The following is a 13,066-nucleotide window of genomic DNA, read 5'->3' as shown; positions in this document are numbered from 1 at the left end:
GACATGGGTGGGGCCCTTGTCGCTCAGCGGCGGCTGGAAGTCAGGCGCAGCAGGTGCGGCACCATGCGCTCGGCGGCCTGTTCCATGGCCACGGTGTAGGCGTCGATGCGCGCACGGAAATGGCGGTAGAACATCAGCGAGGGAATGGCCACGATCAGGCCAAAGGCCGTGTTGTACAGCGCCACGGAAATGCCGTGCGCCAGCTCCATGGGGTTGGCGCCAGACGTGCCCGTGGCCGCGCCCGAGGCGCCAAAAATCTCGATCATGCCGATCACGGTGCCCAGCAGGCCCATCAGCGGGGCTGCACTGGCAATGGTGCCCAGGGCATTGAGGTTGCGTTCCATCTGGTGGACCGCATCGCGGCCCGCAGACTCGAACGCACCACGCAGGTTGGCATCACTGATGCGAGGCTCGGCCAGCGCGGCGCGCAAGCCTTGAGCGAGCAACAAGCCGAGGATGGAGTTCTCGGCCAGCTTGTTGACGGTGTCGGCCGAGGGCAGGCCGGAGCGGGTGACCGAAATCACCTCATCGACCAGACGATTGGGGGCGACACGCGCCTCACGCAGACTGAGAAAGCGCTCAATGACCAGGGCCAGCGCCACAATGGAGCACAGCACGAGGGGAATGATGGGCCAACCGGCGGCTTGAAGGATCGACAGCAACAGAGGACTCCCGAAGGGCAGGGCACCATGGGCGCCCGTGATGTGGCGCGACCTGACAAGGTGCGAGACAAGCCCTTGATTATGGGGCTGAAATCAAGGGTTCCCGCATCGTGGAGCGTTGTCAGGCTGGCTCAGGACTTACCCCCAATGGGTCTGAAACGACCGTTTCAGGCACGCGTGTTGCGGTGCGGCAAAATCATCCACCGAAGCTGTGGATAACTTTGTGGGTAAATAGGCTCGATCGCGCCCAAACCCGCGAAAATCAACGGCAATCAACAGATTGCCTCATTTTTAAGCAGATAAAAAGTCATATAAATCATATGCTTAGGACAATATTAAGGCGCCGTGACAGGCGCTCAGCCCTTGCGGCGCAGCCCGCTGCGGGGTGTGGACTTGTCCTCTCGTGCCACCTGCGTGGCGGCACTTGTCAAGACAGTTGTGCGCGCACTTGTTCATGGCCTGCAGCCCACCCGTTGGCAGCGCACCCTTGGGGGGCGAGCCGATGAGCAGCTGGATGCCGGAGCGCCCATCGGCGCAGGCCAGGGTCTGGGGCGTGGCGGCGCTGGTGCAGGCGGTGGGCGACACCTTGGCCGCACGGTTTTCCTCCTGCGTGGTCAAAGGCGAAATCAGCGGCTTCACCCGCGCCGCCAGTGGGCACGGCTACTTCACGCTCAAGGACGAGCACGGCAATGCCTCGCTGCGCTGCGCCATGTTTCGCCGCGCCCTGTCGCAGGTGGACTTCACGCCCGGCGAGGGCATGCTGGTGGAGGCGCGCGGCAACCTGTCGGTCTACGAAGCGCGCGGCGAGTTGCAACTGGTGGTGGAAGGCTTGCAGCGCGCCGGAGCGGGCGCCCTGTACGAGCAGTTCCTGCGCCTGAAAGCCCGGTTGGAAGCCGAGGGGCTGTTTGATGCGGGGCGCAAGCGCGCCATCCCTCGCTTCCCATCTCGCGTGGCCGTGGTCACCTCGACAGCGGCGGCGGCACTTCGAGATGTCCTGACCGCCATGCGCAGGCGCAGCCCGCATGTAGAGGTCGTGATCGCACCGTGCGCGGTGCAGGGCGCAGAAGCGCCTGCGCAAATCGTGCAGGCCATCACCAACGTGACCCTGAGCCATCGCGCTGGCATGCAGATCGACGCCGTGATCGTCTGCCGTGGCGGCGGCTCTTTGGAGGACCTGTGGTCTTTCAACGACGAAAGGGTGGTGCGCGCCATCGCAGGCTGCCCCATTCCGGTGATTTGCGGCGTGGGGCACGAAACCGACTTCACGCTGGCGGAATTCGCCGCCGACCTGCGCGCGCCCACACCCACCGCGGCAGCCGAGTTGGTGGCGCAAGATCAGGGGGCGTCGCTGGCCCAACTCGATGCCCTGTCACGCCACCTGGCGCACCGCGTCCACCAGCGGCTCGACGGCCTGGCACAAGGGCTGGATCAGGCCGCCGTGCGCATGGCGCGTCCCGCACAGGTGCTGAACCGGCAGCGGCAAGACTTGAGCCTGCTGGAGCACCGCATGCTGTCGGCCTGCCAGGCGCGTGTTCGGCGCGCACGCCAGCAACTGCCGCATCTGCAGGACCGCATGACGCGGGCTGTGTCTGTTCAACAAGGCCGGCAGGCGCACAGCCTTCAGTCCTGGGAGGCGCGCTTGTCCGCGCTCAACCCCCACAAGGTGCTCGAGCGTGGTTTTGCCTGGCTGACCGACGACACCGGGCAGCCCATGACCCGCGCAAGCCAGGCCCATGCGGGTGGCAAGGTGACAGGGGTTCTGGCCGACGGCCTGTTGCGCATGAACATCACCGAGGTCACGCTGGATGCGGCATCTCGGCCTGATCGCCCCCCTATGCCCGACACAGACGATCGCTAAAGCCCCCAGGCTCGCAAGCGCAGGCCTGGCGTGCCTACAATCGCGCGTCGATTTTCTTCACATCCATCAGGAACAAGCACCATGGCACACACGCTTCCTCCTCTGCCTTACGCGCAAGACGCACTGGCCCCCCACCTGTCGAAGGAAACCTTCGAATACCACTACGGCAAGCACCATCAGGCTTACGTCACCAACCTGAACAACCTGATCCCCGGCACCGAGTTCGAGAACCTGTCGCTGGAAGACATCGTGAAGAAGTCCAGCGGTGGCATCTACAACAACGCCGCCCAGATCTGGAACCACACCTTCTTCTGGAGCTGCATGAAGCCCCAGGGTGGCGGCGCGCCGACCGGCAAGCTGGCTGATGCCATCAACGCCAAGTTCGGCAGCTACGACGCCTTCAAGGAAGCCTTCACCAAGTCGGCCGTGGGCAACTTCGGTTCGGGCTGGACCTTCCTCGTCAAGAAGGCCGACGGCTCGGTCGACATCGTCAACATGGGCCCCGCCGGCACCCCGCTGACCACAGGCGACACCGCGCTGCTGACCATCGACGTGTGGGAGCACGCCTACTACATCGACTACCGCAACGCCCGCCCCAAGTTCGTGGAGACCTTCCTGAACAGCCTGGTGAACTGGGACTTCGCTGCCAAGAACTTTGGCTGATACTTCGGCTGATCACCCAGCCTTTGCCTGAACAGGCAACACCAAAAGCCGGGCCATGTGCCCGGTTTTTTGTTGGATCACGGCTTTGCTGCGCCGCATCCAATACCCGAGGTCCTTTTTGTGTTTTCCGCGATACACCGTGGTGGCGTGCGACTTCGGTGGTACATTTGATCTCGGTTTTTTATAGCCCTTCCCGTCGCCCTTGCTGGATTTTGTTTTCCAAGCAGTCAGCAAGGCGGGTCGCAATCCGCCAACCGGTCAAGCCGTGTCGCGGAAGGTTTCTCAACCAGCCAATGTCCAGGCAGACCCTGGAGCGAGGTGAGCGAAATGATGCAGCAGTTCAGGTCGAACTCGTACCTGTTCGGGGGCAATGCCCCGTATGTCGAAGAGTTGTATGAGGCCTACCTCAACAACCCCGGATCCGTGCCAGACAACTGGCGCTCCTACTTCGACGCCCTCCAGAACGTCCCAGCCGCAGATGGCACCGATCACCGTGATGTGGCCCATGCGCCCGTGGTTGAATCGTTTGCCCAGCGTGCCAAGGCCAATGCCTTCATGGTCAAGACCAGCTCGGCTGATCTGGCTGTGGCACGCAAGCAGGTTCACGTTCAGTCATTGATTGCTGCTTATCGTTTCCTCGGTTCCCGCTGGGCGGATCTCGATCCCCTCAAGCGCCAGGAACGCCTCAAGATCCCCGAACTTGAACCGTCCTTCTACGACTTCACCGAGTCGGACATGGACATCACGTTCAGCGCCACCAACACGTATTTCACCAAGGCCGAGCACATGACCTTGCGCGAGATCGTGCAGGCCCTGCGTGAGACCTACTGCGGCAGCATCGGCGCCGAGTACATGCACATCACCGACCCCGGTGAAAAGCGCTGGTGGCAGGAAAAGCTGGAGTCCATCCGCTCCAAGCCCACCTTCACCGCCGAAAAGAAGAAGCACATCCTGGAGCGCCTGACGGCTGCTGAAGGCCTGGAGCGCTTCCTCCACACCAAGTACGTCGGCCAGAAGCGTTTCTCGCTGGAAGGCGGCGAAAGCTTCATCGCCTCCATGGACGAGCTGATCCAGCGCGCCGGTGAAAAGGGCGTGCAGGAAATCGTCATCGGCATGGCCCACCGTGGCCGCCTGAACGTGCTGGTCAACACCCTGGGCAAACAACCTGCCGAGCTGTTCTCCGAGTTCGAACACACCGCCCCCGAGAACCTGCCATCCGGCGACGTGAAGTACCACCAGGGCTTCTCCAGCGACGTGACCACGCCTGGCGGCCCCGTCCACCTGTCCTTGTCCTTCAACCCATCCCACCTTGAAATCGTCAACCCGGTGATCGAAGGTTCGGTCAAGGCTCGTATGGACCGCCGCGGCGATGTCAAGGGCTCGCAAGTGCTGCCGGTGCAGGTGCACGGTGACGCGGCCTTTGCCGGCCAGGGCGTCGTGATGGAAACGCTGGCACTGGCCCAGACCCGCGGTTACTACACGGGCGGCACGGTGCACATCGTGATCAACAACCAGATCGGCTTCACCACCTCCGATCCGCGCGACAGCCGCTCGACGCTGTACTGCTCGGACGTGGTCAAGATGATCGAAGCCCCCGTGCTGCACGTGAATGGCGACGATCCCGAAGCCGTCGTACTGGCCACGCAACTGGCACTGGACTACCGTCAGGAGTTCTGCAAGGACGTGGTCGTGGACATCGTCTGCTTCCGCAAGCTGGGTCACAACGAGCAGGACACGCCTGCCATGACCCAGCCGCTGATGTACAAGAAGATCGGCCAGCATCCTGGCACCCGCAAGGTGTACGGCGACAAGCTGGTGGGAGGCGGCACCTTGCCTGCCACCGGCCCCGACGACATGGTCAAGGAATACCGTGGCGCCATGGAAGCGGGCAAGCACACGGTTGACCCGGTGCTGACCAATTTCAAGAGCAAGTACGCCGTTGACTGGACGCCCTACCTGGGCAAGAAGTGGACCGACAGCGCCGATACAGCCTTGCCGCTGGCCGAGTTCCGCCGTCTGGCCGAACGCATCACGAACGTCCCCAAGGACTTCAAGCCTCACCCGCTGGTGCAGAAGGTCCTTGATGACCGCGCCGCCATGGGCCGCGGTGATGTCAACGTAGACTGGGGCATGGGCGAGCACATGGCTTTTGCCTCGCTGGTGGCCTCTGGCTACCCGGTGCGCCTTTCTGGTGAAGACTGCGGCCGCGGCACCTTCACCCACCGCCACTCGGTGCTGCACGATCAGAACCGCGAAAAGTGGGACATCGGTACCTACGTGCCCCTGCAGCACGTGGCCGACAATCAGGCGCCGTTCGTCGTCATCGACTCCATCCTGTCGGAAGAGGCGGTGCTGGGCTTCGAGTACGGTTATGCCGGCTCCGACCCCAACAGCCTGGTCATCTGGGAAGCCCAGTTCGGTGACTTCGCCAACGGCGCCCAGGTGGTGATCGACCAGTTCATCGCCTCCGGCGAAGTGAAGTGGGGCCGCGCCAATGGCCTGACGCTGATGCTGCCGCACGGCTACGAGGGTCAGGGCCCCGAGCACAGCTCGGCCCGCCTGGAGCGTTTCATGCAGCTGGCCGCCGACAACAACATGCAGATCGTGCAGCCGACCTCGGCCAGCCAGATCTTCCATGTGCTGCGTCGCCAGATGGTGCGCATGTTCCGCAAGCCGCTGGTCATCATGACCCCGAAGTCGCTGCTGCGTAACAAGGACGCCACCTCGCCCCTGACCGAGTTCACACGCGGCGAGTTCCGCACCGTGATCGGTGAGGTGGATGAGACCATCGACAACAGCAAGGTCAAGCGTCTGATCTGCTGCTCGGGCAAGGTCTATTACGACCTGGTCAAGAAGCGCGCAGAGAAGAAGGCCACGGACACGGCCATCATCCGTGTCGAGCAGCTGTATCCCTTCCCGCACAAAGCCTTCGCCGCCGAGGTCAAGAAGTATCCGGGCCTCACGGATCTGGTGTGGTGCCAGGACGAGCCGCAGAACCAGGGTGCCTGGTTCTTCGTTCAGCACTACATCCACGAGAACATGGCTGACGGTCAGAAGCTGGGATATGCAGGTCGCCCTGCATCGGCTTCGCCCGCAGTGGGTTATGCCCACCTGCACCAGGAACAGCAAAAAGCATTGCTGGACCAGGCCTTCGCCAAGCTCAAGGGCTTCGTTCTCACAAAGTAAAGGTTCAGGCGCCGCTGCGTGGCGCTCGAGTCGTGCTGCCTGACCCCATGCGGGGTCAAGCCAAGCCGGTGAGCGTGAGCGCAAGGCCCTCAGGAGATACACATCATGGCAATCATTGAAGTCAAGGTTCCCCAGTTGTCCGAGTCGGTGGCAGAAGCCACCCTGCTGCAGTGGAAGAAGAAGCCCGGCGACGCCGTCGCGGCCGACGAAATCCTCATCGAAATCGAGACCGACAAGGTCGTGCTCGAAGTGCCGGCGCCCGCTGCCGGCGTGTTGTCTGCCCTGGTGGTGGCCGACGGTGGCACCGTGGTGTCCGACCAGGTCATCGCCCAGATCGATACCGAAGCCTCTGCCGGCGCCGTGGCAGCGCCTGCTGCAGCCCCCGCCGCTGCGGCGCCCGCGCCGGTTGCGGCCGCGTCTGCAGCCGCCACAGGTGGCAGCAAGGCCGATGTGGCCATGCCTGCTGCCGCCAAGCTGCTGGCCGACAACGGCCTGAGCACAGCTCAAGTGGCCGGCTCCGGCAAAGATGGCCGCGTGACCAAGGGTGATGTGCTGCAGGCCGTGGCCAGCGGCGCCACCAGGCCGGCAGCCGCCGCACCTGCAGCGCCCGCCATCCCCACCGGTGTACCGACCAGCGCGCTGCCTGCCGTCCAGGCACCCAATGTGCCTAACCCGCTGGGCGAGCGCCCCGAGCAGCGCGTGCCCATGAGCCGCCTGCGTGCCCGTGTGGCCGAGCGCCTGCTGCAGTCGCAAGCCACCAACGCCATCCTGACCACGTTCAACGAAGTGAACATGGCCCCGGTGATGGAGATCCGCAAGAAGTTCCAGGAGAAGTTCGAGAAGGAACACGGCGTCAAGCTGGGCTTCATGAGCTTCTTCGTCAAGGCTGCCGTGCATGCCTTGAAGAAGTACCCCGTGATCAACGCCTCGGTGGACGGCAATGACATCGTCTACCACGGCTATTTCGACATCGGCGTGGCCGTGGGTTCGCCCCGTGGCCTGGTGGTGCCGGTGCTGCGCAATGCCGACCAGATGACCTTCGCCGAGATCGAAAAGAAGATCGCCGAGTTCGGTGCCAAGGCCCGTGACGGCAAGCTGGGCCTGGACGACCTGACCGGCGGCACTTTCTCGATCTCCAACGGTGGCACCTTCGGCTCCATGCTGTCGACGCCCATCATCAACCCGCCACAGTCGGCCATCCTGGGCGTGCACGCCACCAAGGACCGCCCGGTTGTGGAGAACGGTCAGATCGTGATCCGCCCGATCAACTACCTGGCCATGTCGTACGACCACCGCATCATCGACGGCCGCGAAGCCGTGCTCGGTCTGGTGGCCATGAAGGAAGCGCTGGAAGAACCCGCGCGCCTGCTGTTCGACATCTGAACGACCTTTGATTTTGCGGCCGGGCGGGCCTCAAAAGGGCCCGCTCCGGACTTGCAAGACCCCTGACAGGATCCACACACATGTCTCTGGCTGATGAACTTGAACGCATCGCAACGCTGCACGAACGCGGCGTGCTCAGCGATGAAGAGTTCCAGCAGATCAAGACCCGGCTTATCCAAGAATTGCCCCAGTCGGGCGGCGGCTTACCAGCCGACGTTCCCGGCAGCCTGGAGGTCAGCCAACTGCGTCGTTCACGAGACGACCGTTGGCTGGGTGGCGTATGTGGTGGGATCGCGCGTCTGACGAACATGGAGTCTTGGATCTGGCGGCTGATTTTCGCGGCCATGTTCCTGCTCTGGGGTTCAGGTCTCCTGCTCTACATCCTGCTGTGGATCTTCGTTCCTGACGACTGAAACCACGACTGATCATCACGGCACAACAAGCGGATCACATCATGTCCAATCAATTTGACGTCATCGTCATCGGTGGTGGCCCCGGCGGCTACATCGCGGCCATCCGGGCTGCGCAACTGGGCTTCAAGGCAGCCTGTATCGACGAGTGGAAGAACAGCAAGGGTGGCCCCGCGCCTGGCGGCACCTGCACCAACGTCGGCTGCATCCCCTCGAAGGCTTTGCTGCAATCGTCCGAGCACTACGAACAGGCTGCGCACCACTTCGTGGACCACGGCATCACCGTGGAAGGCCTGAAGATGGACGTGGCCAAGATGGTCGGCCGCAAGGACACGGTCGTCAAACAGAACAACGACGGGATCCTCTACCTGTTCAAGAAGAACAAGGTCTCGTTCTTCCATGGCCGCGGCTCCTTCGTGAAGGCCGCCGAAGGTGGCTACGAGATCGCGGTGGCGGGTGACAAGCCTGAAACCCTCGTTGGCAAGCACATCATCGTGGCCACGGGCTCGAACGCCCGCCAGTTGCCTGGCGCCGAATTCGATGAAAAGCTGATCCTGTCCAACGACGGCGCCCTGGCCATTGGCGAAGTGCCCAAGAAGCTGGGCGTGATCGGCTCCGGCGTGATCGGCCTGGAAATGGGCTCGGTATGGCGCCGCCTGGGTGCCGAGGTGACCGTGCTGGAAGCCCTGCCGACCTTCCTGGCCGCCGTGGACGAGCAGGTCGCCAAGGAAGCCCAGAAGATCTTCGTCAAGCAAGGCCTCAAGCTGGAGCTGGGCGTGAAGATCAGCGAAGTCAAGGCGGGCAAGAAGGGTGTCAGTGTGAGCTACGCCAATGCCAAGGGCGAAGCGCAGAAGCTGGACGTGGACAAGCTGATCGTGTCGATCGGCCGCGTGCCCAATACCAATGGCCTGAACACCGAAGCCGTGGGCCTCAAGCTTGACGAGCGCGGCGCCATCATCGTGGACGACGACTGCAAGACCAACCTGCCCAATGTGTGGGCGGTGGGTGACGTGGTGCGCGGCCCCATGCTGGCACACAAGGCTGAAGAAGAAGGTGTGGCCGTGGCCGAGCGCATTGCCGGCCAGCACGGGCACGTCGATTTCAACATCATTCCCTGGGTGATCTACACCAGCCCGGAGATCGCCTGGGTCGGCAAAACCGAGCAGGCGTTGAAAGCGGAGGGCCGGCCCTACAAGGCCGGTTCCTTCCCCTTTATTGCCAATGGTCGCGCCCGAGCCTTGGGCGACACGACCGGCTTCGTCAAGTTCCTGGCCGATGCCACAACCGACGAAATCCTGGGTGTGCACATCATCGGGCCGTTTGCCAGCGAGTTGATCTCGGAGGCCGTGGTGGCCATGGCCTTCAAGGCCAGCGCGGAAGACATCGCGCGCATCTGCCACGCCCACCCCAGTTTGAGTGAGGCGACCAAGGAAGCCGCACTCGCGGTGGACAAGCGCACCTTAAACTTCTGATCCGGGCCACGCTTTGCACCTGAGGGGCGGCTGAGCTGCCCCTTTTCATTTGTCTTTTTCGCATTGTGTCATGCCAGCGTCCGCGATCTCCGTTACCGAGCTTTACCACAAGAGCCTTGCCGAGCGAGGCTACACGGCTGACGCGGCGCAACTCAAGGGCATCGCGGCGCTGCAGCGTTGCCAGGATGAATGGGCTGGCTACAAGCGCCAGCGCTCCAACGCCCTGACCAAGATGCTGCGCTACCCCGATCTGCCCAAGGGCGTCTACATGTACGGCGGGGTGGGGCGGGGCAAGAGCTTCATCATGGATTGCTTCTACAACGCGGTCCCGCTGCAGCGCAAGACGCGCCTGCACTTTCACGAGTTCATGCGCGAAGTGCACCGCCAGTTGCACGAGCTCAAAGGTGTGCAGGACCCGCTGGAGGTGCTGGCCAAGCGCATGTCGCGCAAGCACCGCCTGATCTGCTTTGACGAGTTCCATGTGGCGGACGTGACCGACGCGATGATCCTCTACCGCCTGCTGGACGCCATGTTCCGCAACCGCATGAGCATCATCACCACGTCGAACTTCCATCCCGACGGCCTGTACCCGAACGGCCTGCACCGCGACCGCATCCTGCCGGCCATCGAGCTGCTCAAGAGCCAGCTGGAGGTGGTGAACGTGGACAGTGGCAACGACTACCGTCGCCGCACACTGGAGCTGGCCAACCTCTACCTGACGCCGCTCAATGACGACACGGCCCAGGAGATGAGCGACATCTTCGGCAAGCTGGCAGAAACGGCCGATGAAGACCCCGAGTTGCACATCGAGCACCGTGTGCTGAAAGCCAAGCGCCGTGCCGGCGGGGTGGTGTGGTTTGACTTCCAGACGCTGTGCGGGGGGCCTCGCTCTCAGAACGACTATCTGGAGCTGGCCTCGCGCTTTCACACGGTGATGCTGTCTGACGTGCCCCACATGCCGGTGCGCATGGCCTCGGAGGCGCGCCGTTTCACCTGGCTGATCGACGTGCTGTACGACCGCAAGTGCAAGCTGGTGGTCTCTGCCGAAGTGCCGCCCGAGCAGCTCTATACCGAAGGCCCGATGTCGCACGAGTTCCCGCGCACGGTGTCTCGCCTGACCGAGATGCAGTCCAAGGAGTATCTCAGCGAAGAGCGCCGGGTGGTGGACACGTCACTGACTTGATGCCGGCACCGGCCGCTGCTCAAACGAAGTAGCGCTTCAGACGCAGGAAGTGCACTTCGTACAGGTGGTAGGACAACCAGGCGGCCGCGTAGCTGATCAGCATGACCGCCAGCACATGGAGGCTGGCGTTGACGATATGCCCCGCCGTCTGCACGCCCATCTTGGCCAGCAACTTGGCACTGAACAGGTCATGCAAGGGCTTGTGGATGACGTACATCCCGTAGCTGTACTTGCCCACGCTTTGCAGCACCGGATGGCACAGGGCACGGTGCCAGGCAGGTGTGCGTACACCACCGTGGGTCACCTGTGCATCGCGATTGGCACTGGCGTAAAGCCAGGACGCAAACATGATGGCCAGGATGGTGTAGCCCTCTGTGGCCCCCCTGAGCGAGGCACGCGGGAAAGCGTGCGTCCACAAGAAGGACCCCGTCAGCAGCATCAGCAGCGCCAGCGTCAGTTGACGACGGTGCCCTGCGATCCAGCTTCGCCATGTATCCACGCGCCAGCACGTTGCGGCCAGGCCACCCAATGCCAGTGCGTCCATCCGGCAGATCGTCCACTCGTACACGACGTAATGGTGGGCGTCAGCATTGAACAAGGCAATGCGGCACAGCAACGCAACGAGGGCCACCACCATGCACATGACCGCCACCCGCACCGGCGAGCGCAGCGAAAAGACCAGCAAGGGCCACAGCAGATAGAACTGCTCCTCGACCGCCAGGGACCAGAAATGCGGCAAGCTCTTTGGGCCGATGCCCATCGCATCTGTCCAATTGGAGAGGTAAACCCACAGCCATATCTGATAAGGCGCCTGCGCCTTGTACATCTCTGGTTGCGCATCCAGCAAGGGGAGCAGCACGAAGATCAGCACCAGCGTCCCGTAGTACAGCGGAAAGATCCGCAATGCACGCCGGGTGATGAAGCTTCTCAAGCCGTGCGCCTGCCCCACTGAATCGAGCAGGATACCGGTGATCAGGAAGCCACTCAGTACAAAAAACAGCTGGACCCCGACCCAGCCAATGTTGAGCACGAACTGCGCCACCGCTACGGCGCCATGCATCACGGGCAGGTCCAGCAGTTGCGCGTTGTGCGCAATGACCATCAAGATGGCCAGGCCTCGAATGCCATCGAGCGACGGCAGGTGGGAGGGTCGCGTCAACGGGCGCTCCAACGATCAGTTTGAAGCTTCGACGCGCACCAGGGCCAGCGAAAGGTTGTCGCCACCAGCGCGCGCACGGTGGCGCGCCTTGCCGATCAGCATCTCGGCTGCCTCACGCGGCGGCAGGGTGTGCACGATGGCGCCCAGTTCCTTGGGGGTGAAGTAGTGCCACAGGCCATCCGAGCACACCAGCAGGCTGTCGCCAATCTCCAGTTGATGGATGCGGTGGGTGGCCACGGGCGGATCCTGCTGCGTACCCAGGCACCCCGTCAGCAAATTGGCCTGGGGGTGCACATTGGCTTCGTCTTCGGTGATCTGGCCCTCGTCGACCAGGCGCTGCACGAAGGAATGGTCCAGCGTGCGGTGAGCCAGCTCCGGGCCCCGGAAATGGTAGACCCGGGTGTCGCCGGCATGCACGATGTCGGCCGACAGGTCGGGGTTGACGATGAAGGCGCCGATGGTGGAGTGGGGCTCCTCCTCGAAGGCCAGCGCCGTCAGCTTGATCATGAGGTGGGCCTCGTTGACCAGTTGCTCCAGTGTCTGGGCCGATTCGTCCTTGCTGGGGACGTAGCGGTCAAACACCTGGCGGGCCGTCATGATGACCTGGTCGGCCGCCTTGCGCCCGCCGCTTTTGCCCCCCATGCCATCCGCGACAACGGCAAGCAGACACCCCTGCACCCGGGGGTGAGGGATGATTTCCACTTGGTCTTGCTGATACGGCCGGTCTCCCCGATGGATACCTGTAGCGGCCACCAGTCGAAAACTGGACGGTGCATTCATCATGGGAAAACTATAATCGCTAATTAGTAGGATCCGGGGGGTGGCGATGCCCCGGGGCATCCCTTGTTCAAGCGCCTAATCATGGAGCCCTGTGGCATCCAAGATGCAAGAAAACCTGCACTCTCCCCATCGCCAGCTCATCGAGTTGAGGATGGAGCATGCTGATCTGGACAATTTGATTGACCGCGCAGCCGAGCAGACGCCGGTGGACGAGCTGTCCCTGCGCCGCCTCAAGAAGCGCCGCCTGTTGCTGCGGGACCTGATCGCGCGCCTGGAATTGATGCTGGACCCCAAAGAGCCCGCCTGAGCG

General features: G+C 63.0%; 11 protein-coding genes. 8 read left to right on the top strand and 3 right to left on the bottom strand.

Going from position 1 to position 13,066, the window contains the following annotated elements:
• Window positions 1-23 precede the first annotated feature (23 nt).
• Window positions 24-662 carry a MotA/TolQ/ExbB proton channel family protein gene (locus HY019_RS15320; protein WP_290693761.1) on the bottom strand — a complete coding sequence of 213 codons (639 nt, stop codon included), beginning with the start codon at window positions 660-662 and terminating at the stop codon, window positions 24-26.
• A 502-nt stretch (window positions 663-1,164) separates the two neighbouring features.
• On the opposite strand from HY019_RS15320, the gene xseA reads away from it, so the two are divergent.
• From xseA to zapE, 7 genes are all read left to right on the top strand, one after another.
• Entirely contained in the window at window positions 1,165-2,520 is a 1,356-nt protein-coding gene (xseA, locus tag HY019_RS15315) for an exodeoxyribonuclease VII large subunit (protein WP_290693758.1), read from the top strand.
• 81 nt (window positions 2,521-2,601) lie between these two features.
• On the top strand, window positions 2,602-3,183 hold the full coding sequence (locus HY019_RS15310) for a Fe-Mn family superoxide dismutase (RefSeq protein WP_290693755.1): 582 nt from the start codon (window positions 2,602-2,604) through the stop codon (window positions 3,181-3,183).
• A 327-nt stretch (window positions 3,184-3,510) separates the two neighbouring features.
• Window positions 3,511-6,369, top strand: coding sequence for a 2-oxoglutarate dehydrogenase E1 component (locus tag HY019_RS15305; protein WP_290694246.1), 2,859 nt, complete (start codon window positions 3,511-3,513; stop codon window positions 6,367-6,369).
• Window positions 6,370-6,474: 105 nt separating this feature from the next.
• On the top strand, window positions 6,475-7,752 hold the full coding sequence (odhB, locus tag HY019_RS15300; RefSeq protein WP_290693752.1) for a 2-oxoglutarate dehydrogenase complex dihydrolipoyllysine-residue succinyltransferase: 1,278 nt from the start codon (window positions 6,475-6,477) through the stop codon (window positions 7,750-7,752).
• Between the two features lie 80 nt (window positions 7,753-7,832).
• Window positions 7,833-8,165, top strand: coding sequence for a PspC domain-containing protein (locus tag HY019_RS15295; protein WP_290693749.1), 333 nt, complete (start codon window positions 7,833-7,835; stop codon window positions 8,163-8,165).
• Between the two features lie 41 nt (window positions 8,166-8,206).
• Window positions 8,207-9,634 (top strand): dihydrolipoyl dehydrogenase, encoded by a 1,428-nt coding sequence (lpdA, locus tag HY019_RS15290; protein ID WP_290693746.1) that lies wholly within the window; start codon window positions 8,207-8,209, stop codon window positions 9,632-9,634.
• Between the two features lie 70 nt (window positions 9,635-9,704).
• Window positions 9,705-10,817, top strand: a complete 1,113-nt coding sequence (gene zapE / locus HY019_RS15285) for a cell division protein ZapE (protein WP_290693743.1) — start codon at window positions 9,705-9,707, stop codon at window positions 10,815-10,817.
• Window positions 10,818-10,836: 19 nt separating this feature from the next.
• Here zapE and HY019_RS15280 read toward each other — a convergent pair whose 3' ends face one another.
• Together HY019_RS15280 and HY019_RS15275 are read right to left on the bottom strand one after the other, a co-directional pair.
• The gene (locus HY019_RS15280; protein WP_290693740.1) at window positions 10,837-11,976 is read right to left on the bottom strand and encodes an acyltransferase; all 1,140 of its coding nucleotides are present in this window, start codon (window positions 11,974-11,976) and stop codon (window positions 10,837-10,839) included.
• A gap of 15 nt (window positions 11,977-11,991) precedes the next feature.
• On the bottom strand, window positions 11,992-12,756 hold the full coding sequence (locus HY019_RS15275; protein ID WP_290693737.1) for a protein phosphatase 2C domain-containing protein: 765 nt from the start codon (window positions 12,754-12,756) through the stop codon (window positions 11,992-11,994).
• Between the two features lie 103 nt (window positions 12,757-12,859).
• On the opposite strand from HY019_RS15275, the gene HY019_RS15270 reads away from it, so the two are divergent.
• Window positions 12,860-13,063, top strand: coding sequence for a DUF465 domain-containing protein (locus HY019_RS15270; RefSeq protein WP_035034155.1), 204 nt, complete (start codon window positions 12,860-12,862; stop codon window positions 13,061-13,063).
• The last annotated feature ends 3 nt before the right edge of the window (window positions 13,064-13,066 follow it).

Source organism: Aquabacterium sp., assembly GCF_016195855.1.
GTDB lineage: Bacteria > Pseudomonadota > Gammaproteobacteria > Burkholderiales > Burkholderiaceae_C > Aquabacterium.
This window is presented reverse-complemented; position numbering and strand designations above follow the sequence as displayed.

What these genes read in the sequence shown, in the direction of transcription:
- lpdA (WP_290693746.1), top strand. Translation starts at nt 8,207, where the DNA reads ATGTCCAATCAATTTGACGTCATCGTCATCGGTGGTGGCCCCGGCGGC.
- HY019_RS15305 (WP_290694246.1), top strand. Translation starts at nt 3,511, where the DNA reads ATGATGCAGCAGTTCAGGTCGAACTCGTACCTGTTCGGGGGCAATGCC.
- HY019_RS15270 (WP_035034155.1), top strand. Translation starts at nt 12,860, where the DNA reads ATGCAAGAAAACCTGCACTCTCCCCATCGCCAGCTCATCGAGTTGAGG.
- HY019_RS15275 (WP_290693737.1), bottom strand. Translation starts at nt 12,756, where the DNA reads ATGAATGCACCGTCCAGTTTTCGACTGGTGGCCGCTACAGGTATCCAT.
- HY019_RS15295 (WP_290693749.1), top strand. Translation starts at nt 7,833, where the DNA reads ATGTCTCTGGCTGATGAACTTGAACGCATCGCAACGCTGCACGAACGC.
- xseA (WP_290693758.1), top strand. Translation starts at nt 1,165, where the DNA reads ATGAGCAGCTGGATGCCGGAGCGCCCATCGGCGCAGGCCAGGGTCTGG.
- odhB (WP_290693752.1), top strand. Translation starts at nt 6,475, where the DNA reads ATGGCAATCATTGAAGTCAAGGTTCCCCAGTTGTCCGAGTCGGTGGCA.
- zapE (WP_290693743.1), top strand. Translation starts at nt 9,705, where the DNA reads ATGCCAGCGTCCGCGATCTCCGTTACCGAGCTTTACCACAAGAGCCTT.
- HY019_RS15310 (WP_290693755.1), top strand. Translation starts at nt 2,602, where the DNA reads ATGGCACACACGCTTCCTCCTCTGCCTTACGCGCAAGACGCACTGGCC.